Here is a 20,790-nt window from a genome sequence, read left to right as displayed (position 1 = left end):
AGGTGACCGAGATGGACGGACCCGCTTTGAGCGGACGGGAGCGGCGGCTCCTCGCCGAGATCGAGTGCGATCTGAGCCGGGACACTCGCCTCGACCGGCGATTGAGCACGATGGGAGCCGAACGGCCGCACCGCGTCCGGAGCGCGCTGCGCGGCTTCGGCTGGCGATTGCCGACCGGCGTGCTGATGACGGCACTGGTCATGGCGGCGCTGTGCCTCAGCATCGCGGTGCGCAGGCCGACGGCCGCCGTGGCGATCGCCACGGCCGCCGTGTGGGTCGGCAGCGTCGTGATCGCGGCCGCGCTGTCGGTCGTGCTGCGCCGCCACCGGCGGCACCGGGTGGACCCGGCGGACGGCCTGCCGGACCGCGGGGACCGCTGGGGCCGGGGGCCGTGGCCCGGTGAGCACCGGAGCTGGGGCCCGTACCGCGACCGGGGCGACGACCGGGCCGGGGGCCGGGGCGAGGGTCGGGCCGAGGGGCCGGGCGACGGGCGGGACGACCCGGGCCGGCGCGAACGCCGTCCGTGGGACCACCCGGAGGCGTGATGACCACCGAGCTGAGGGAGTACCGCCCGGGCTCCCACCACGCCGCCGACCTCACCCTGGTCGGCTACGACGTCGAGGCGACGGACGGCTCCCTCGGCCGGGTCGAGCAGGACGCCGGGGACCACCTGCTGGTGGACACCAGGCCGTGGGTGCCGGGCGCCCCGGTCCCGGTCCCGATCGGGACGGTCGCCCGCGTCGACCACCTGGAGCTGGTCGTCCACCTGGACTGCCCGCGCGCCCGGGTCCGCGTCGCCCCGCCGTCCGCCGTCGTCGAACTGACCGGGGGCGGACCGGCCGCCGCCGACCGCGCGGACCGGTCCGGCGCGCGCCCCGGGAGCTGAGCCGGTGCGGGGCGTGTCGGTGGGCGGGCAGCGGGTGGGCCCGTCCGGATTCCGGAGAGCGCGGCCGCCCGGACGCCGGAGAGCGGGGCGGTCCGGATGCCGCTGACGGTGCTCACCGGTCGGACGATCGCCTTCCTGGTCGCTCCCGAGGGCGTCGAGCAGGTCGAACTGACCATCCCCTGGCAGGCCGTCGCGGAGGCCGGCGGCACACCGCGGCTGTTGTCCACCCGCCCCGGACTCGTCGACGCCTACCGGCACCTCGACCGGGCGGACGCCTTCCCCGTCGACGACGTGGTCGGGGTGGCCCACCCGGGCGCCTACGACGGCCTGGTCCTGCCCGGAGGCGTCGCCAATCCCGACTGCCTGCGGCTGGACCGTACGGCCGTGGCCCTGGTCCATCGACTGGCCGCCGCCGGCCGACCGGTCGCGGTGACCGGTCACGGCGCGTGGACCCTGATCGAGGCGGACGCGGTGCGCGGACGCACCCTCACCTCCTGGCCGAGCCTGCGCACCGACCTGGTGAACGCCGGCGCGTTCTGGGCCGACGAACCGGTCCACGTCTGCCGGGACGGTCCCGGGGTGCTGGTCTCCGGCCGTCGGCCGGGTGACCTCCCGGCCTTCACCGAGTCGCTGGTGACGGAGTTCGCGCACGCCGGGCCGGCCGGGGGCCCGCACCCGCCGTGGCCGGTCGCCCACGAGGCCGCCCCGTCCCGCCATACGGAGGCGGAGACGGAGCAGGACTGACTGCGTGGACTGACTGCGTGGGACTGACTGCGCAGGCGGGCTCAGTCGCCCCGCAGGCGGACGAAGCGCGCCGTCGGCGGGCGGCCGGTGACGGTCACCTCGGCCCGCAGCGGAACGGCTAGCGGCCGGACGTCGCCGTACTGCGGATCGTGGACGGGTGCGCCGAGCCGCCCGGCCGCCAGCTCCGCCACCTGCCGGGACTGGAGCGGCGACAGCGGCGGGGAGGAGAGCAGCACCCGGCCGTCCTCCAGCTCCAGCACCACCGCGCGGGGCCGGGCGGGAGGCCCGGTGACGGCGCGGACGGTGGCGTCGGCGGTGTCGCCGCGCCGGTACTTCACCCAGACCCGGCCCGCCCCGCGCGGCCGGTACGCCGAACCGGCGGCCTTGCAGACCAGCCCCTCCACGCCGGTGTCGGCGAGCTGCTCCATCCAGGTCAGCGCCTCGGCCCGGTCGGTGGTCGCCAGCACCGGCTGGACCGGCGGCGGCACCTCGGCCAGCGCGGCCAGCAGCAATCGCCGCCGGTCGGCCAGCGGCAGGGACCGGACGTCCCGGCCGGGCAGGGCCAGCACGTCGAAGGCGACCAGCCCCAGCGCCACGTCCTCGGAGGCCCGGTCGCGCCGGGTCCGCAGCAGCTCCTCGAAGGCGAACCGGCCGCCGCGCCAGGCGACCAGCTCCGCGTCCAGCACCAGCCCGGCCGGCAGCCGGGCGACGGCCGCGGCGATCGGCGGGAACTCGGCGGCGAGGTCCCGTCCGGAGCGCGACTGCAGGAACGGCGGGCAGTCCGGACCGCGGGCGAAAGCCACGCAGCGGAAGCCGTCCAGCTTCAGCTCGTAGAGCACCCCGGCGCCGCCGAGGCCGTCCGCCGGCGGCACCGCGGGCACGGCGGCCGGGCGCATCACCTCCACCAGAGGCGTCAGGACCACCGGGTCGCGCCCGTCCCGGGGCCGGGCGGCGGAGGTCCCGGCTCCGGCCCCCGCGGCGCCGCCCCGGCGCGACGGGGCCGCGGGCAGCGGCCGGGCCCGCGCCGGGTCGAGCAGCGGCCCGAGCGGATCGCCGTCGGCCGCCAGCCGCTCCGGCACCTCGGCGATCGTGAACACCAGTTCCGCCGCCGAACCGGCCGCCTCCAGCTCCGCCCAGGAGAGCGGCGCCGACACCGTCGGCCGCTCCCGCGCCCGCACCGTGTAGGGGGCGGCCGTGGTCTTCTTCGCCGAGTTCTGCGACCAGTCGACGAGCACCCGGCCGGTGCGGCGGGCCTTCGCCATGGTGTGCACGACCAGCTCCGGACGGGCGGCCTCCAGCTCGGCCGCCAGCTCCTTCGCGTAGGCGGACACCCGGGTGCTCGGAGTGGGCTCCAGCGGCACCAGCAGATGGAGGCCCTTGCCGCCGGAGGTCTTCACCCAGGCCTCCAGACCGTCCGCCGCGAGCCGCTCGCGCAGCAGCCCGGCCACGGTGCGACAGGTCAGGACGTCCGCCCCCGCGCCCGGATCGAGATCCAGCACCAGCCGGTCGGCCAGCCCGGGTGCGGCGGCGTGCCACTGCGGCACGTGCAGCTCCAGACAGCCCAGGTTGACCACCGACAGCAGCCCGGCGCCGTCCTCCAGCACCACCTGGCGCAGCTCGCCGCTGTTGCTCGGCACCTCCGCCGTGCGCACCCAGTCGGGCGTGCCCGGCGGCGGGTTCTTCGCCACGAACACCTCGGCCGCCACGCCGTCCGGGCAGCGCAGGAAGGAGACCGGACGGTCGCGCAGGTGCGGCAGCAGGGCGGCGTGCACGGCGGCGTAGTAGCGCAGAACCTCGCCCTTCCGGGTGCCGGTCCGCGGGTAGTAGACCTTGTCCAGGTGCGAGAGCGCGAGGGTGCGCCCGTCGACCGTCATCTGCGGCATCGCCGCCTCCGGGGCTGCGCGCGTCCCCGGTCCCGGGCACGGCCCGCCCGGGCCGCCCGGGTCCACCGGGCCCGTCGCGGCCAGTCTGCCCGCGCCGGGGCCGCGGCGCGAGCCGTCCCGGCGGCCGGAACAGGTGCCGCCCTGGCAGCGTTGCCCACCGGTGACCGCCGAGAATCACCGGACCCAGGGGGATGTCATGAGTGGACCGATCACCGCTGTCGCCAGACTGAAGGCCGCGCCGGGGCAGGAGGAGCAGGTACGGGCCCAGGCGCTGTCGCTGGTCGCGCCGACCCTCGCCGAGCCGGGCTGCCTGTTCTACCGCCCGTACCAGGACCCGCTCGACCCCGCGTCCTGGGTGGTCGTCGAACAGTGGGCGAGCCGGGCGGACTTCGACGCCCACCTCGCCGCGCCGCACATGACCGAGGCCTTCGCCGCCGGCGCCACCCTCCTGGCCGGCCCGCCGGACCTCCAACTCCTCACCGACCTGGCCTGACACCCGCACGGGGTGACGGGTCGGCGGCCATCGGTGGCCGCCGACCCGGTCAGGACGATCGGTCTCGGTCCGCTCCAGGATCGCGGACCGAGACCGGGAGGGTGATCCTGTGCTGCCCGAGCCGCAACTCGTGATTCTCGGAATCGCCGGGTCTCCCATGCGCCGACCGACCGCGGTCCGGGGTTCTGGTCACTCCGGATTCCGTCGCCCGAAAGCTCCCACGCCCCGGCGTCGGACTTCGGCCGACCAGCCTCGAGAACGCCTTCGCCCGTCCGGGACCGTCAGTACCGACGCCAGTGGTCGCGACGTTCGACCTGCCAATCGCCGGTCGATTCACCGGATTCGTCCTGACCACCGAGATCTTCTCCGTTGAATCCGCAGACACCGGTCCAGGTCGTCGAGCCGAACCTCCAGCTTTCCGTCACCCTGACTCTCCAAGCCAGGTTCCAGCCTTTTGCGGCCAGGGCGTCCAGGGCAGCGGTCGCAAGCAGCAAGGCCGGCGGTCCGTGGCGGTCGATGCCCGGGTCGTGGAGGACCGGCCGATCTTCCCCGGAAAGATGGAAGTCGAGGTGTCGACCGCTCCAGTCGAGGTCCAACAGGTCGGCCAGCGTCCGCGATGGAACCGCCCGATTGTCCGGCTTGCCCTTGACACCGTCCGACAGTCGTACGAGGAAGGTGTCTTCGTATTCCGCCGTGCTGGGGGACGTGCCTTCACCACCGGACGACGGTCCGGTGGTGGCTGCTGGCCGCCGGTAGTACTCCGCCAGGTACATCTGAAGCGGCCAGCGCTCGCTCAGCCGTGGTGACGCCCCCGAACCCGACACGGTCGCGACGGTGCCTTCCCGCATGCCCCTCCGAACAAGGACCGTCTCCACCTCCACGTGGACGAACTTCTGGTCGGCGCCTGGTCTGGCCGGTGCCGACGACCGGTCCCCGTCCAGTCGCAGGACGGTGTACGGGTCGGTGACGAGAACCGGAAGTCGGTCTTCTGCTGCCGTGTCGTCAGGCCGGTCAAGGTTGTATTCGGCGCGCAGCACGCACCAGGCCACCCCATCGGGGTCCTGCACCGTCGTGAACCGGGACGGCTGCATGTCCCTCAGCACGGCGGCGATGTCACCGTCGCCCACCGGGGCGCACCACCAGGAGTCGGATCGCCGACTCAGGTGGGCCGAGGATGTCGGCCATCCCGGTGGGACGGTCGGGTCGATCCCGTGACGTCGGTCCAGCACTGAGAGTTCGGACCAGGCGCGCACCCCGCCTGGACCGGACGAGGTCGAGCCGTGCCATTCCTCCAGGACGGTCTCGAGGACCTTCTGCTGCTGGGCGTAGGCAGGCCACTCCCCGAGGCGATAGCCCCTCCGGCCTCGCATCTTCACCTCGAGCCGCCTCGGCTTCAAAGCCTGGGACCGCCGGACCAGCCACCGATAGCGGCCCGGATGACTGTCGGTGTTCTCCACCATCGACCCGAAGTAGCTCTTGCACCGCTCCGACGTCCGCCGGGAGACCGGCAGTGGAGGAGCCCATGGCAGTCCGACCCTCGGCTCCTCGCGCGGCATGGCGGACGACGGTCCGAGCAGTGTTCCCAGGCTGGAGATCGTCTGTTGGATGCCTCGGTGTGCCCTGAACCGGTCACGCGTCATGACGGCGTTCCACTGCTCCACTGGAACCGCCTCGCCTCCCAGCAGCAGCGCACCGTAGGCGGCCAACCAAGTCGCCTCGGCCACGTAGGAATCGTGGTGCTTCCCGAAGATCTCCACCTGTTCGATCGCCGCTCCGGGAACGTCCCGCCAGATCTGTGCCACCGCGCGCACGCACTGGGCGCGCAGTGGCGGGCTCGGAACTGTCGCAAGCCACAGCAGTACTCTGGTGACATCCGTGGCGTTCTTCCGAATCTCGGCGGCCCCTCCGGCTGCCCAGCGAATGAATTGCTGGACCATCGCCATTCCGTCGCGATCTTCCAGGAGATGCAGCATCGGGACGATGAAGCGGCTTGCCAACCGGCGCTTCCCCAGCCCGTGAAGCTCACGGTGGAGGAAGGCGGCGCCGGCTCGATGTCCCCGGCAGGCCGAGTTCGCCAGCACGGTGTACCAGACCCACGGTGCCAGCTCGGGGTCGGAAGTACAACGCTTCAGGAAACGGAGCGATTGACCGGTGACCCGACTGCAGTTCCTGCCTTCGAGAGAATCCAGAACAGCCATGACGACTGCCGACGGCAACCGCTTCGGCAGGAAATGCGGAAGTTCCTTCTCCGGGTGGGTGTAGGGCACCACGCCGGCCAGGGCGGACAGCAGTCGGTAAGCCCGATCGGCGGTCTCGTCAGGGCCGGACAGGTCTTTCACCAGCGAAGCCAGATGACGGCGGCGCCCGGTCTCGTTCATCAGATTGCCGGCCCGGACGTGCTCGGCAAACCTCTGCACAGCGAATCCGATCCGCTGGTTCTGCGGGTCCGACGCCAGCACGCCGGCCTGGAAGAGCCATTCCAGGAGCTGTACGGGCTCTCCCAGTTCAGGTGCACTGCTCAGAGCGGCACAGGCCGAGCCGTGGTCGAGCGAGTCCTGCAGGCCCAGGCGCTCGCCGAGGAGTGCACAGGCCCGGCTCACCAAAGGATGGTCAGCGGCGGACGGTCGACCGTGAAGGTACTCGAAGTAGTCCCTGTCGAGAGCCTTCAGCCACCGCTCGAAGAGGTCGCCGACGCTGGGCACCGGCACGGGTGCATCGTCCTCCACTGCGCCACGCTCGCGATACAGGCACCAGGCGAGCACGGTGAGCATCAACGGGCGGCGGAGTTCGGCGACATCGGGTGGAAGAACCAGCGCGGGCACCTGGTAGACATCCCGCAGGACCTCCCATGCCTTCACCGGGTCCGCCACACCGCTCGCCCAGTGGATCCCGTAGCACCCCCCGACCGTACCTTCGTCCCGTGACCTGCGCCGGTCCAGGCGGGTGGATGCAACGAGCAGGACCTCGGGGAACTCCCTCAGCAATGCCGTCAGGGACGCGAACCCGTCCAGCTCACGACCGCGCAGAGCTGCAACGTCATTGAGGGCGTCGATCACCAGCGTGGCGTGCCTTCGACTGGCACGTGCCTGCGTCTGGAGCACCGCCAGCAGTTTCCGGACAGAACCGACCCGACCGCCCGGCACGGCCGCGTCGGCGATCTCCTTCTCCCAGTGCTCGCCACCGAGTTCGCCACCACTGACGAACGCCACCGGAGCCCCGGCAACAACCCGGGCCTCCGCCCAGGCCCCGAGCCCGTAGGACTTGCCGGTGCCCCACCCTCCGGCAACCAGCAGAGCACCGGACGCTCGGGCGAGCAGGCAGGCGTCGACGGCGACCGCAGCCAGCCGGCGCTGGCACGCGTGCAGTTCCTGCAGTGCGGAGAACAGCCTTCGCTCGGCAGAAATGTGCTCGGCAGGCAAACCGTCACGCGGTTCTGACGCTTCGAAGGCCGCGCACAGCTCACGGATCACGGCTCCCATGGCTTCCGCCACCGAGGCCGCCCGTTCCAGAACCGGCGTGATGGTGCTGCCGTCGCCCCTCGCGGACTCGGGCGGCACGCCTTCGAGCACGGTGGCGAGATCCTCGATCCTCCGAAGGCATTCCGCGCGCTCACCCCCTTGGCCACGCCACACCGCGAGGGCCGATTCGACCCGCTCGGCCGCCGGCTGTCGAAATCCTTCGGCAGACGGATCCCAGTCGACCCAGCGCCGCAGCTCATCGGCCGCCAACCGGATGCGAGCCGCGCCCGTCCCGGGGGAGGTCAACTCCTCGAGGACATCGCTGAGCGGAGTGTGCAGCCATGGAGTCTCCAGCCCGTCGGCGCCGGCACGCCGCCGGACGCTGCGCGCCGTAGCCAGAGCCTTGCGATCGAGGTCGATGCGGCGAGCGAACTCATCATCGGCGGGGGATGGTTCGGACTCGGCAACCGGTTGTCCGACGCCATGTGCACCACTGGTGTACATGTGCAGCTCGCCCACCGTTCCGACCTGCACCACCGGACCGTGGAACTCTCCGCCCTCGATATGGTTCGCCACTCGCCCGATTCTGCCGAAGAACCAGTGGCACAGGGGCATCCTTCCGGGCGCGGACGACGAGAATCGGATTTGCCCTCCGAGTCCGGGAAGGTCACGGCCCGAGCAGGGTGAGCGCGGTGCGGACCAGGGTGGTGTCGGTGGTGGGGTCGGGTGCGCCCGCCACGTCGGAGCGGAACAGCGAGGCGCCCTCGACCAGCATGATGAACACCCCGGCGCGGGCCCGGCGTTCCTCCTCCGGGAGGTGGGGGTGGCGGCGGGCGAGGAAGGCGGTCACCTGGGTCCGGTAGTCGTCGTAGAACCCGCGTACCGCCGCCGCCACGGTCGTGTCCCGGGCGGCCAGGGCCCACACCTCGACGAACAGCCGCATCAGCCGGGCGTCCTCCTGCTCGGCCAGCAGGGTGGTCACCACCCCGGTGGGCGCTCCCGGGGCGTCGGGGTCGGTGGAGAGCAGGGGGGCCAGCCGCTCCGCCGAACGCCGCAGCACCCGCTCCAGGACGGCGGCCACCAGGTCCGCGTGGGTGGGGAAGTAGTACTGGAGGTGGCCCAGCCGGACGCCCGCCGCCGCAGCGACGGCCCGCATCGTCCACTCCGGTCCGCCCTCGGCGACCAGCACCTCCTCGGCCGCGTCGAGCAGGGCCTCCCGGCGCTCCGCGCCCTTCCGCCCCCGGGCCGGGGTGCGGCTGTCGCCGTCGGCGGCAGGGGCGGTCGTCCGCCGCCGCCCGCGGGCCGGGCCGGCCGACGGGGCGGCGGGCGAGTTTTTCCCGGGGCCCTCCGCCCGGGCGCCCCCGGGGGAAGGCGACGGGTCGGAGGGCGGCGACGGAGCGTCGTCCGCCGTCGGGGCGGGGGCCGGGTCGGGTGCGGTGCTCATGCAGCAGCATCCAAGCCGGGCGCGGGGCTGATGTCGACCGCGACCCCCAGGGCGGCGAGGTCGGCCACCACCCGGGCCGGGTGCGGTGTCTGCTCGGGGAAGGAGACGCCGGCCGGTGCCGCCGCCGCGCCGTCCGAGCCAAGGATGCGGCGGAGGGCGAGCAGGCCGCCGACGGCGGTGAGGTGGGCCTGGCCGGCGCGGTCCTCGACGACCGCGCCGAGGGTGCGGCCGGCGTGCCGGACGTCGACGCGCAGCAGCGCGGTGCCGCCCTCGCCGGGGGAGTACAGCAGGGCGCGGCGGGCGGACTGCCAGCGGTCGCCCCGGCCCCAGCGGAAGAAGCCGGTGTGCTTGGCGGCCAGCAGGGCCCGGGTGCTGAGGTCGGAGCTGAAGCCGATCCGGGTGGTGGCCGTGGTGGTGCCGAGGGTGAGCGGCAGGGTGAACTGTTCGGGCGTGTCGATCCGGGCGACCCGGGTGGGGTGGTCGCCGATCCGGACGGTGCGCGCCTCGGTCAGCGGGGCGACGGTACGGCGCCGGCCCGCGCTGATCACCTCGTAGTCCAGCCCGAGCCGGTCCATGAACTCGACGGAGTCCGCGCCGGCCCGGTCGGCGAGGTCCCAGCGGATCGAGGTCTCGACCCGGTCCGCCCCGCCGAGGCGTTCGGCCAGCGCGGCCGCGACGAGACCGACCACGCCGCCCATCCAGGCCGAGGAGAGCAGCACCGGCGCGGTGGGGCGCAGCAGGGCGGCGACGGTGGCGGCGCGCTGGAGCCGGACGGTCCAGCGGGTGACGTCCACGTACGGGACACCGGCGCGGGCGGCCGCCCGGAGCACCCGGTCGTCGGGGTCGTTGACGACGCCGACGACGGCGCTCACCGCCGCGGTGAAGGGGGCGGGGTCGGCGAGGTCCCAGCGGCGGACGGCGGCGTGCGGGGCGCCGCCGAGCTCGCGGACGAGGGCCGCGCCGCGCTCCTCCGACCGGCCGGTGAGCAGGACGGGGCGCTCGGCCGCGACCATCCGGGCGAGTTCGCCGCCGACCGTCCCGTAGCCGCCGACCAGGAGGACCGGTCCGTGGGGGTCGAGCGTGAGGAGGTCCGGGCTGTCGGTGCCGGGGGCCGGGGTGTTGTTCGAAGTGGTCATGCGCAAAAACTAGGTCACCTGACCTAAAAATTCTGTCAAGACGGCGGGGCGTCGACGGATCGGGGCCGCCGCCCGGCGCCCCGGCCGGTCACCAGGGCGTGCGCGTCCGCGACCAGGTCCTCGACCCGCTCCCAGTCCACCGGGGGGACGTCGAGACGGACGCCCACCCAGCCCCGGTGGCCGACGTACGGCGGGCGGAAGAACAGCTCCGGCTCCTCGGCGACCAGGAACTCCTGCGCGCCGGCGGCCGCCGGGCACCAGAACGCCAGCCGGTCGTCGTGGTGGTGGTCGGCGAGCATCACGAACACCCGCGCTCGGCGGCCGGGGCCGGCGAACCAGGTCGGCTCGCCGTGGCTGACCCGCTCGTCGACCTCCGGCAGGGCCAGGCAGACGGCCCGCAGCCGCTGGACGGCCGCCGCGTCGTCGACGGCCGCCGCGTCGCCGGCGGGAACCGGGGCGGGCCGGTCGTCTCCGGCGGGAACCGGGCCCGCCCCGCCGTCGGCCTGCGCCGCGCCCGCCCCGCCGTCGGCCTGCGCCGCGCCCGCCCCGCCGTCGGCCTGCGCCGCGCCCGCCCCGCCGTCGGCCTGCGCCGGCCGGTCGGCTGACCGCACCGCTCAGCCCGCCGAGGGGCGCGGAGCACCCGGGTAGCTGCCGAAGTACCAGTGGTTGCCCTCCGGGTCGGCGGCGGCGAAGTCGCGCGAGCCGTAGTCGGTGTCGTACGGCGCGGTGGTGATCCGGGCCCCGGCGGCGGCCGCCCGCGTGTGCAGGGCGTCCGGGTCCGCCGTGACCACGTAGGCGGAGAAGGTCCCGGGGCCGCCGGGCCAGGGCTCGCCGTCCTCGGGGGCCGGCCGGTCGGAGCCCAGCATGATCCCGCCGCCCTCCGGCCACGCCAGTTCGGCATGGGCCACGAACTCGCCCTCGCCGTAGGCGACGACCTCCTCGAAGCCGAAGGCCTCCACCAGGAAGCGGATCAGCGCCCGGGCGTCGCGGGCCCGCAGACTGGGCCAGACCTGCGGGGCGGGTGCCGTCCCCGCGCCGGTGCCACCGCTGTTCGCGCCGTCGGTGTCCATGGCCGGTACCTCCTCGGTTCGGGGCGACCCGCCCGGATGGGGCCGGTCCGCCGTCATGCCTCCCACTCTGGCCCGGGCCCGGCCGCCCCGCCTTGGACGTTTCGGAACCTCGCCGCGTCCGGCCCCTCCTCGGCGAGCCAGACCGTCGGCGCGCACCCCGCGAGCGCACGGAACTCCCGGGCCAGATGAGCCTGGTCGAAGTACCCGCAGCGCACCGCGAGCTCCGCCAGCCGTGGCGCCGGACCGGGCGCGGCCAACAGCCGCCGGGCCCGGTCGAACCGGATCACCCGCGCGGCGGCCTTCGGAGTGAGCCCGGTCTCGCGGCGGAACCGGTCCAGCAGATGGCGGCCGCTCCAGCCGGTCTCCTGGGCGAGCGCGGCCACCGGCAGCGCCCCACCGCTGCGCCGCAGCGCGTCCCAGGCGCGCAGCACCTCGGGCTGCACCCGGCCGGAGGGGTGCGCGAGACGCAGCAGCGCGCCGTCGAGCGCCGCGAACCGCTCCGGCCAGGTCCGGGCCTCCCGCACGGCCTCCTGGAGCCGCTCGGCGACCGCGCCGAGCACCGCCTCCGCAGGGACGTCCAGCTCGGCGAGCTCCCCGGCCGGCAGCCCGAACAGTGCCCGCGCCGCCAGCGGGTGGACGGCGACCTGGATGCCGGACTGCCGGCCGTCGTGGCTGATCAGCGCCGGGGCCGTGTGCAGCCCGCCGAGCAGGGTGGCGAAGCTGCCGGGCGGCTGTGCCGGGTCGGGGTGGCCCGCCATGGTGAGCGGTTCGTCCAGGGTCACGATGAAGGTCAGGTACGGGGACGGCAGGCCCCGGTGCAGGGCGGGCGGCAGACCCCGTTGGCGGTAGCCCGAGTACCAGGCCACATAGGGGCGCAGAGCGGTCGCGGGCCGTGCCCGGACCGCCTCGTCGACCGGGTCGGGGGCGGCTGTCACCGCTGTCCGGTCCGCCGCCCGTACCGGACCGGGCGCTCCGGTGAACTCCTCCGTCACGCCCCCAGTATCGTCCCGCCGGAGCCCCGGCGACGCCCGGCGACCGCCGCCCTGCCGTGCCCGGCGACCGCCTCCCCGCCGTGCCCGGTGACGGCCTCCCGGCCACACTCGGCAACGGCCGCCCCGGATGCGCTCGCGGACCCCCGGCACCCGTGCGTAGGGTGGGCGCACCGGAACACCCGGTGCTCGGGGGAGACGCCTGAGGAGGAGTCCCCGTGACTACTGCCCGAGACATCATGCACGCCGGCGCCCAGTGCGTCGCCGCCGACCAGAGCCTCGCCGATGCCGCCAGGATGATGCGCGACATGAACGTCGGCGCCCTCCCGATCTGCGGCGCGGACCAGAAGCTCAAGGGCATCATCACCGACCGCGACATCATCGTCCGGTGCATCGCCGAGGGGCGGGACCCGGCGGCGATGAAGGCCATGGAGCTGGCCGGCCACCTGCACTGCGTCCACGCGGACGACAGCATGGACGCGGTGCTGCACAAGATGGAGCAGCACCAGATCCGCCGCATCCCGGTCATCGACGGCGACCGGCTGGTCGGCATGATCAGCGAGGCCGACCTCGCGATGGGCCACCGCGAGGGCCAGCGGCTGACGGACCAGCAGATCGTCGACTTCATGGACAGCGTCTACATGACCCGGTGACGCCACGGCCGGTGACCACTGCCGGTGACCACTGCCGGTGACGCCACGGCCGGTGACCACTGCCGGTGACGCCACGGCCGCCGGCCACCGCCGGTGACACCGCCGTCCACCGCGGAGGCCCGCCGTCGCCGCCCACCGCGAAGTCCCCCGGGACCCCCGTGCCGCACCGGCACGGGGGTCCCGCCCGCTCCGGGCGCTCTGTAACAGAATCCCCGGACCGGTTAACGCGGGCGCCCCGGCGGCCCTCCTGGTCGTGGAAGTGTGGCAACGACGACAGGAGCGCTGGTGGATCCCGTGACGGGCTCGGTGGTGGCGGGTGTACTGGGGTTGGTGGGCGCCCTGGTCACCCTGGTGGGGCAGTTACGGCCGCGCCGGCGGGACCGGCCCCAGCCGCCCCCGGTCGTGGTCGTCCTCGCGGTCCGCGCGCGCCGGTCCGAGGACGACGGACAGCAGCGGCCGGTGCGGCCGGAGCCGCACGAGGATCGGGGTCGCGGCGCGCATGAGTGAGACCGGCCCGGAGGGGGAGGCCGCGTCGGCGGCGTCCCTCGGCCACCTTCCGGCCCCCGCCGACGGCAGCGGTACCGGAACCCGGCACGGCGAGTTCGCGTACTTCTACCGCACCTGCCTCCGCCGGCTGGTGGCGTTCCTGATGTGGCAGGGAGCCCCGGCCGCGCTGGCCGCGGACCTGGCCCAGGACACCATGGTCAAGGCGTACGAGCGGTGGGACCGGATCCAGTCCCCGGAGGCCTGGTGCCGGAGAGTCGCGTCCCGCGAACTCGTGCGCGCCTTCAGCCAGGTCGAGGACAGCATCGAGGAACTCGCCCTCGAACCGACCTCGTTGCTGCCGGCCCCGGGGCACGCCGCCGAGTGGGAGGGCGAGCAGGAGATCCTGCGGCTGCTGGGCGGCCTGCCGGCCCGTCAGCGCCAGGTCCTGGCCTGGACGCTGGACGGCTACACGCCGACGGAGATCGCCGCCGAACTGGGCATGCGCCCCGCCGCGGTCCGCGCCAGCCTGTTCAAGGCGCGGCTGGCCGTCTCCAGCAGAATGACCGATCGAGAGGGGGAATGATGGCCGAGCGCGGTTCTCCCGAGCGCCGCACCCGTGATGTCTCGGACCGGATGGCGGCACTGCGGAAATCCTTCCTGCACGGGCTCGACGCCCATCTGGACGTGGCGGCCGGGCTGCGCGAGGTGATGCTGTGCGCCCGTCACAAGGAGCTGGCGGAGGGCCTGGACGCCGTGCTCGACATCGAGGCCGGGCTGGTGTCCGTGCTGTCCCGCGGCACGGCCCGGACGGAGTTCGAGGAAGCCGCCGCCCCCCTCTACGACGTCGGCCTGATGCACCAGCGGTTCGAGCTGATCGGCCCGGAACAGCGCCTGGTGCTGCGCGGGCACCCGCTGGTCACCTCGGCCATCCTCGCGGACCTGCTGATCCGAACCGTGGTGCTGGCCCAGGACCTCACCTACGGCCTGGGATTCGGCCGGTACCACGGGATGCCGCTGCAGCGGGCGGTGTTCGCCGCCCAGGGGGTCGCCCGGGGCATCGCGCAGGAGCTCGACCGGCGGGCCGCCCTCGCCTGGGACCTGCGGGACCGCGCCCACGAGATCGTGGCGCTGCTCGAACCCCACTACCCGGAGATCGACCGGGCACGCCGGGTCGGTCAGCTCCTGGTGCGGGAGATGGTGACCACGATCGACCACCGGGTGCGGACGGCGGACCACCCGGCGATCGCCGAGTTCCTGCGCGCCTGCGAGGTGTTCATGTACGCGGTGGCCGGCGGGGACCTCACCCGAGCGGTCCGGGAGGTGCAGTACCTGTCCCGGGTACTGGTCGAGCAGGTCGGCGAACTGCTCGAACTCGGCGAACCGGAGACCCTGGACCTGGAGTTCCTGGCCGAGGTGCTGGACGACTTCACCACCGCGGACCTCACCTCGGTCGACCTCGCCGGGGTCGACCTCGCCGGGGTGCGCTGGTCCGAGCTGCGCACCCGGTGGCCCGCCGCCGTCAGCGTCGACCAGCTCCGGGCGGACTCCCGGGAGACACTGCCCGGGTCCGGGATCTACGTCGTCCGGCCCGGCACCGGGACCCGCGACGTGACCAGGGTCTGAGGACGCCGGACGGGCGCGGCGCCGGGGTTCCGGCACCGCGCCCGCCTCGGCCGTGTCCGCGCCCCGGCCGTGCCCCCGGCCGACCGCGTTCGCAGCCGGCCGGGGAATCGATCGGCCGGGCGACCGACCGACGGAACGTCACATCACGGACGGGACCGACGGACGGGCATCAGCAGGTGAGCACCGGAGCGGCCCAGTCGGCGTGGTCGCTGTTGGTGCCGTCGCCGCCGTCCGTCACCACGAGCCGCAGCTCGTTGGCCCCGGCCAGTGCCGCCGTCAGGTGCTTGACGCCGGACGCGGAGGTGACCCGCCCGCTGTCGGCGACCTTGGTGTCGTCGGCGTAGATCTCGAAGGAGACCGAACCGCGGCCCTGGGCCTCCGCGTCGATCCCGACATCGGTGCTGATCGAGGAGCAGGCGCCGCCCAGGTAGTAGACGATCTCGCTGAAGGCGTTGACGCCCAGGCCCTTGGCGTAGGTGGCGCCGCCGATGGTGATGGTGCCGCCGTCCCGAGCCTGGTTGTCGCCGTTGCTCATGTCGCGCTCGACCGGGCCCCAGCTGTTGCCCGCGGCCGACCAGTTGAGGTCGGAGACCTGGTACGTCCCGGCGGCCGGGCCGTCGCCGCAGGCGACCCGGACGTTCGCCCAGTCGGCGTGGTCCCAGGAAGTGCCGTCGCCGCCGTCGGTGACGACCAGCTTCAGCTCCTGCGCGCCGGTGAGGTCGGCGGTCAGCCGTCGGGCCTGGTCCTGGCCGGTGACCGGTCCGCTGTCGGCGGCCTTCACCCCGTCCTTGAAGACCTGGAACACCACCGAGCCGTTGCCGTAGGCGTCGTCGTCGATGCCCACGTCGGTGACCAGGTTGCGGCAGGTCCCGCCGAGGTGGAAGCCGATCTCACTGGGGGCGTGCACCCCGAGGCCGTTGGCGAACTGGGCGCCGCGGATGGTGATCGTGCCGCCGTCGCCGGCCACGTGGTCGCCGTTGCTGCGGTCGCGCTCCACCGGGCCCCAGAAGTTGGACACGGCGGTGAACGGCAGATCGCTCAGCCGGGTCACGCCCGAGGGCGGGGAGACCGGAGAGCTCGGGGTGACCCGGAACATCGCCGTGCCGTGGCCGGGCACGACCGCGCTGATCGTGCCGTCGCCGGTGCTGCTCTTCTTCGACCACAGGTCCTTGACCTTGTAGGACTCGGCACCGCCGATCCCGACCGCCTGCGCGGTGGTGCTGATGGTGGCGTCGTAGGAACCCTCGTTGGTGAGGGTGACCGAACGGCTGCCGTCCGCCAGCGGCTTGCTCATCACCACCAGCCCGTTCTCCCGGGAGACCACGGCGCCCTGCTTGCCCAGCGGGTCCTGGTCCACCGCGATCACATCGGTGTTGGTGAGGATCTCCAGGGTCTCCGGCTCGGCGGTCCGCAGGTCGGTGCCGATCATCAGCGGGGCCGCCATCTGCGCCCAGAGGCTGAAGTGGGTCCGGTACTCGGTGCCGGTCATGCCGCCGTTGCCGACCTCCAGCATGTCCGGGTCGTTGAACGCCCCGGGCTTGGCGTAGTTCGCCAGGCCCTGGTTGGCCTGCGCGATGGAGATCATGCTCTGCCAGTTGTCGCTGATGTCACCGGTGGTGCGCCACGAGTTGCCGACCGGCTGCGCCCAGTTCCACGGCCCGGTGCTGCCCCACTCGCAGATGCTGTAGAGGATCGAGCGGCCGGTCTTCTTCAGCGCGTCGCCCATCGCCTTGTACCGGGTCCGCGCGTCGACGCCCTTGTTGTTGCAGTTGTCGTACTTGAGGTAGTCGACGCCCCAGGACGCCCACAGGTCTGCGTCCTGCTGCTCGTGGCCGAGCCCGCCCGGGAAGCCCTTGACGTCGCAGGTGTGGTCGCCGGCGCTGGAGTAGATGCCGAACTTCAGGCCCTTGCCGTGCACGTAGTCGGCGAGGGCCTTGATGCCGTGCGGGAAGCGGACCGGGTCGGCCACCAGGTTGCCGCTCGCGTCGCGCTGGGGCAGGGCCCAGCAGTCGTCGAGGTTGACGTACTGGTAGCCGGCCGCCTTGAGGCCCTTGGAGACGAAGATGTCGGCGATGCCCTTGATCATCGCCTCGTTGAACTGGGCGCCGCAGTAGGTGGAGTTCCAGTTGTTGAAGCCCATCTGCGGCGTCAGGTTGAGGCCGTTGTCGAGCGCCGCTGCCGACGGTGCGGTGGCGAGCTGGAGCCCGACCGTCACGGCGCCGCCGCCGGCGAACAGGGCTAGTGCGGTGAGCGCGGACGCGGCACGGCGCGCCGGTCGGGCGTCGGGGGTTCGCACGAATCCTCCATCGGGGGATCGGAGTTGGGCGGGGAAAACGGACCGGCCGGCCTGGCGGGGGAGCCGGGCGGCAGACCGGTCGGACCGGCTGGTGGGGTCGGGGCGTCCAGGGTGGCGGAGCGGTCCGCTCAGTTCAGCGGCGTCCAGGCCTGGCCGGCCGCGGCCGGGTTCGGCGGATTGAGTTCCACGGAGGACGTCGGGGCGGACCGCGGGGCGTCCAGGGCGAGTCCGCTGGCGACGTTGGTGATGGTCAGCGCGCCGGTGGCGGCGTTCTGGGTGACCCGCCACTTCTGGTTCGGGCTGTTGGGGTCCCAGCGGTTGAGCACCCAGGCGGGCGAGCCGTTGCCGCCGCCGCCGGTCAGGGTGCCGTGGGTCTGGGTGGGGGTGTCGCAGTTGTCGGTGATCCGGACGGTGCCGTCGGGGTTCGGGGTGAACTTCCACTGCTCCGAGGTGTGCCAGTCCCACCACGTGTTGATGTCGGTGGTCGACCCGTCGGGCGCGGAGCACATGCCGCGGATCTCCAGCACCTGTCCGCCGGTGCCGCCGGCGCTGATGCCGTGGTAGCGGCCGTCGCCGACGACCGCCGCCGGGACGGTGGTGGGCAGGGCCCTGAGGCGGTACATGGTGACGCCGTGGGCCGGGACCCAGCCGCCGACGGTGCTGGTGAAGGTGTTGGTGGCGCCGGTCCAGAGGTCCTTGGCGGTGTAGCCGGGGCCGGTCAGTCCGAGGTCGGCGAGGGTGGGCGTGACGTAGCGCCAGCCGGACGGGTCCTGGTTGATCAGCAGCACCGCGGTGTCACCGTCGGCCAGTTGGCGCTTCAGGACGATCGGATCGGTGGCGTTGTTCGGCGCGCGGCCGACGAGGGTGGCCGGCTCGGCGAGACGGTCCTGGTCCACCGCGATGACGTCGGCGTTCTTGTAGACCGCGAGGGCGGAGTCGCTGATGCCGGTGGACCAGGTGTACCCCTGGTAGCTGTGCCGGGAGTCGGCGGCGGTGCGCAGGTCGGCGCCGCTGATGAGCGGGGAGGCCATCATGGCGAGGATCGACATCTCGGCGCGCGACTCGTCGTCGGTCATCGGCTTGTGGCAGACGCAGGTGTCGGTGGTGCCGTAGATGCCGTAGGGGTTCAGCCACCCCGCGAACATCATGTCCATGTCGTTCCAGCTGCCGGGGCGGACGTTGGCCGGGTACTCGAGCGCCGTCCGCAACTGGCCGTTGTACAGCACGCCGTCCAGGTCCGGGCCCCGGTCGCCGCCGATCCGGCACAGGTTGGCGACCTGGCCGCACCACTTGCCGGTCGGCGCGTAGCCGGGTGCCTCGCGCTCGGGGGTGCCGGCGGCGACCACCACCGGGTCGGTGCGGGCCGGGTCGTCGGCGGCCAGCAGGTAGGGCACGCCGGAGTGCACCGGCTGGGCGGACACGCTGAGCGTGACCTTGGGTCGGTTCTGCGCCGCCGAGGCGGCGTCCAGCGCCCGGCGGAAGTCCTGCACCCGGGCGTAGACGGACCGGGTGAGCTCGCGGCCGATGCCCTGGGTGTAGTAGTCGTGGCCGTCGGGGCCGACGATCCTCGGCCCGTAGGGGCAGTCGTCGTACTTGACGTAGTCGACACCCCAGGAGACGAAGTCGGTGGCGTCGGTGGTCTCGTGCCCCAGGCTGCCGGGGCGGCCCTGGCAGGTGGTGTAGGTGGTGGTGGCGTAGAGGCCGAACTTCATGCCCTTGCTGTGCGCGTACCAGGAGAGGTACTCGATGCCGTTGAGGGTCCGGCCGTTGACGGTGTGGGCCGGGAACCGCGCCGGGTCGGGCACCAGGTGGCCGCTGGTGAGGTCGAAGCCGGTTCCGTCGGTGCCGCTGACCGGGTTGCGGTTGGCGTCGTACAGCTGCATGGCGCCCTCGGCGGTCTTCGCGAAGTCCGCGCTCTGGCCGTCGCGGTGGCCCAGCGACCACCCGTCGTCGATGGTGACCGTGTTGTAGCCGGCCGCGACCAGACCGCGGGAGGCCATGAAGTCGATGGTCTGGAGGACCTGCTCCTGGGTGACGGCGGTGCCGAGGGTGTTCCAGGAGTTCCAGCCCATGGGCGGGGTGAGGGCCTGTCCGTTCTCGACGGCGGCGGCGGGGGTCGCCGAGGGGCCGAGGGCGAGCGTGCCGAGTCCGGCGGAGGCGAGGGCCAGTGCGAGCAGGGTGCGGGGCACCGCTCGGGCCAGGCTGCGGGCCAGAGGGCGGGGGAGGGCGTGGGGGAGGTGCGGCGCGGTTCTGCGCATGGGCGCTCCAGGGCGCGAGTGGGGGTGGGCGGGGAGTGCGCGGAGGTGGCACTGAGGTGCGGCAGGGGAGTCGCCGTGATGCTTTCTGTCTCTTTTTCGAACAGAAAGCAACGCAGCATAGACACGACAGAACCCGCCGCTCAAGAGGGCGTGCGAACCCCGGAGGCCGTTGTCATTACTTGTCCCATATGGCGTGTCACGACTTGATCTCGGCGGCGAACGCTACTTGACGGCTCGTCAGAGCGGGGTGTGATATTTCACATCGCGTTTGAATCTGTTTGATTCTGCTGATGAGGAGCGGTCCCCTCCATGATCCGAAGCACCAACCGCCGCGTCGCCGCGGCAGGTTCCCTCCTGTTGTCCCTCGGCCTGGTCACGGCCTGTTCCGACGGTCAGGAGACCACCGGCGCCAACGCCTCGGTGGCTCCGGTCAGCGGGAAGATCTCGATCACCTACCTGCAGAAGCAGGGGGACCAGGAGTACTTCATCGGCGAGGCCGCCGGGGCGAAGGCGAAGGCCGCCGAACTCGGCGTCGACCTCAAGGTGGTGAACCTCGGCAACGACGCCAACAAGACGGTCAGCGAGGTCCAGTCCGCCATCGCCCAGAAGACCAACGGCATCATCGTCGTGGTCCCGGACCCGGCCGTCGGGCCGCAGGTCGTGCAGACCGCCAGGGACGCGAAGATCGCCCTGCTCACCTCCGACGACCAGGTCTGCGCCACCGGTCCGGACCCCGCCGCCTGCGCCAAGGCCGATCTGGTGCCGCGGGTCGGCTTCAGCGGGGCGCAGATGGGCGCCGAGGTCGGCAAGCGCGCCGCCGAGGAGTACACCAAGGCCGGCTGGACGGCCGCCGACACCCGGATCGTCTCCGCCTGGAAGCAGGACGTCACCGTCTGCGGGGACCGGGTCAAGGGCGCGAAGCAGGCCTTCGACGCGGTCGTCCCCGGCGTCCAGAACATCGACGTCGCCACCGACAACACCCCCACCGGCGCGCAGGACAAGGTCGCCGCGATCATCACCGCCAACGCCGGCGTCAAGCACTGGGTGGTGTGGGGCTGCAACGACGAGAACGTGCACGGCGGCGTCACCGCGCTCCAGAACGCCGGTATCGGCGCCGACAACGTGATCGGCATCGGCCTCGGCGCCTACCTCGCCTGCAAGGACTGGAGCGGCGGCAAGCCGACCGGGATGAAGGCCGCGCTGTTCATCAACGGCAAGGAGGTCGGCGCGCTCGCGGTCCAGAGCATGGTCGACAAGCTCAGGAACGGCAAGGACCTGCCGGCCGAGCAGTTCGCCCCCACCACCATGGTCGACGCGGCCGGCTGGCAGAGCGCGGGCGTCACCTGTGGGTGACCCGACCTCCTCCCGGCG

Annotated in this window: 18 protein-coding genes; 9 read left to right on the top strand and 9 right to left on the bottom strand. The window is 73.2% G+C overall.

What is annotated here, in order from left to right:
• The first annotated feature begins 11 nt into the window (after positions 1-11).
• The 3 genes from BLU95_RS05645 (at position 12) to BLU95_RS05635 (ending at position 1,630) form a co-directional block, all read left to right on the top strand.
• Positions 12-545 (top strand): hypothetical protein, encoded by a 534-nt coding sequence (locus BLU95_RS05645; RefSeq protein ID WP_159424792.1) that lies wholly within the window; start codon positions 12-14, stop codon positions 543-545.
• Positions 545-886 (top strand): hypothetical protein, encoded by a 342-nt coding sequence (locus BLU95_RS05640; protein WP_093858984.1) that lies wholly within the window; start codon positions 545-547, stop codon positions 884-886. The genes BLU95_RS05645 and BLU95_RS05640 overlap by 1 nt, the downstream gene beginning before the upstream one ends.
• A 96-nt stretch (positions 887-982) precedes the next feature.
• On the top strand, positions 983-1,630 hold the full coding sequence (locus BLU95_RS05635; protein ID WP_093858983.1) for a DJ-1/PfpI family protein: 648 nt from the start codon (positions 983-985) through the stop codon (positions 1,628-1,630).
• 41 nt (positions 1,631-1,671) lie between these two features.
• On the opposite strand, the gene ligD is transcribed toward BLU95_RS05635, so the two are convergent.
• Entirely contained in the window at positions 1,672-3,513 is a 1,842-nt protein-coding gene (gene ligD / locus BLU95_RS45485) for a non-homologous end-joining DNA ligase (RefSeq protein ID WP_093858982.1), read from the bottom strand.
• Between the two features lie 196 nt (positions 3,514-3,709).
• Between ligD and BLU95_RS05625 the strand changes: the two genes are divergently transcribed.
• Positions 3,710-4,006 carry a putative quinol monooxygenase gene (locus BLU95_RS05625; protein ID WP_093864668.1) on the top strand — a complete coding sequence of 99 codons (297 nt, stop codon included), beginning with the start codon at positions 3,710-3,712 and terminating at the stop codon, positions 4,004-4,006.
• Between the two features lie 281 nt (positions 4,007-4,287).
• Here BLU95_RS05625 and BLU95_RS05620 read toward each other — a convergent pair whose 3' ends face one another.
• From BLU95_RS05620 to BLU95_RS05595, 6 genes are all read right to left on the bottom strand, one after another.
• Positions 4,288-8,040 (bottom strand): hypothetical protein, encoded by a 3,753-nt coding sequence (locus BLU95_RS05620; protein ID WP_159424791.1) that lies wholly within the window; start codon positions 8,038-8,040, stop codon positions 4,288-4,290.
• A gap of 91 nt (positions 8,041-8,131) precedes the next feature.
• Entirely contained in the window at positions 8,132-8,908 is a 777-nt protein-coding gene (locus BLU95_RS05615) for a TetR/AcrR family transcriptional regulator (RefSeq protein ID WP_093858980.1), read from the bottom strand.
• Entirely contained in the window at positions 8,905-10,044 is a 1,140-nt protein-coding gene (locus tag BLU95_RS05610) for a saccharopine dehydrogenase family protein (RefSeq protein ID WP_093858979.1), read from the bottom strand. The genes BLU95_RS05615 and BLU95_RS05610 overlap by 4 nt, the downstream gene beginning before the upstream one ends.
• 35 nt (positions 10,045-10,079) lie before the next feature.
• Positions 10,080-10,655, bottom strand: coding sequence for an MmcQ/YjbR family DNA-binding protein (locus tag BLU95_RS43770; RefSeq protein ID WP_231978326.1), 576 nt, complete (start codon positions 10,653-10,655; stop codon positions 10,080-10,082).
• A 3-nt stretch (positions 10,656-10,658) separates the two neighbouring features.
• Complete coding sequence (locus BLU95_RS05600) at positions 10,659-11,114, bottom strand: VOC family protein (protein WP_093858978.1); 456 nt, start codon at positions 11,112-11,114, stop codon at positions 10,659-10,661.
• Positions 11,115-11,167: 53 nt separating this feature from the next.
• On the bottom strand, positions 11,168-12,106 hold the full coding sequence (locus BLU95_RS05595; RefSeq protein WP_231978325.1) for a helix-turn-helix domain-containing protein: 939 nt from the start codon (positions 12,104-12,106) through the stop codon (positions 11,168-11,170).
• Between the two features lie 215 nt (positions 12,107-12,321).
• Here BLU95_RS05595 and BLU95_RS05590 point away from each other — a divergent pair, with 215 nt between their 5' ends.
• The 4 genes from BLU95_RS05590 (at position 12,322) to BLU95_RS05580 (ending at position 14,865) form a co-directional block, all read left to right on the top strand.
• Positions 12,322-12,756: a CBS domain-containing protein gene (locus BLU95_RS05590; RefSeq protein ID WP_093858977.1), complete on the top strand. Its 435-nt coding sequence runs from the start codon at positions 12,322-12,324 to the stop codon at positions 12,754-12,756.
• Between the two features lie 285 nt (positions 12,757-13,041).
• A complete protein-coding gene (locus BLU95_RS42150; protein WP_159424790.1) occupies positions 13,042-13,263 on the top strand; it encodes a hypothetical protein in 222 nt (73 codons plus the stop codon).
• Positions 13,256-13,825, top strand: a complete 570-nt coding sequence (locus BLU95_RS05585; protein WP_093858976.1) for an RNA polymerase sigma factor — start codon at positions 13,256-13,258, stop codon at positions 13,823-13,825. Before BLU95_RS42150 ends, BLU95_RS05585 begins: the two co-directional genes overlap by 8 nt.
• Positions 13,822-14,865 (top strand): hypothetical protein, encoded by a 1,044-nt coding sequence (locus tag BLU95_RS05580; RefSeq protein WP_159424789.1) that lies wholly within the window; start codon positions 13,822-13,824, stop codon positions 14,863-14,865. Before BLU95_RS05585 ends, BLU95_RS05580 begins: the two co-directional genes overlap by 4 nt.
• Positions 14,866-15,034: 169 nt before the next feature.
• Here the strand turns inward: BLU95_RS05580 and BLU95_RS05575 are convergent, their stop codons facing one another.
• Together BLU95_RS05575 and BLU95_RS05570 are read right to left on the bottom strand one after the other, a co-directional pair.
• On the bottom strand, positions 15,035-17,161 hold the full coding sequence (locus BLU95_RS05575) for an NPCBM/NEW2 domain-containing protein (protein ID WP_502689805.1): 2,127 nt from the start codon (positions 17,159-17,161) through the stop codon (positions 15,035-15,037).
• Positions 17,162-17,289: 128 nt separating this feature from the next.
• Entirely contained in the window at positions 17,290-19,419 is a 2,130-nt protein-coding gene (locus tag BLU95_RS05570; protein WP_093858974.1) for an alpha-galactosidase, read from the bottom strand.
• A 309-nt stretch (positions 19,420-19,728) separates the two neighbouring features.
• Here BLU95_RS05570 and BLU95_RS05565 point away from each other — a divergent pair, with 309 nt between their 5' ends.
• Positions 19,729-20,772 carry a substrate-binding domain-containing protein gene (locus tag BLU95_RS05565; RefSeq protein ID WP_093858973.1) on the top strand — a complete coding sequence of 348 codons (1,044 nt, stop codon included), beginning with the start codon at positions 19,729-19,731 and terminating at the stop codon, positions 20,770-20,772.
• Positions 20,773-20,790 lie beyond the last annotated feature (18 nt).

Origin of the sequence: Streptomyces sp. TLI_053, from assembly GCF_900105395.1 — a bacterium.
Taxonomy (GTDB): Bacteria; Actinomycetota; Actinomycetes; order Streptomycetales; family Streptomycetaceae; genus Kitasatospora.
Note: the sequence above shows the minus strand (reverse complement) of the source record. Positions and strands in the feature narration are given on the sequence as shown.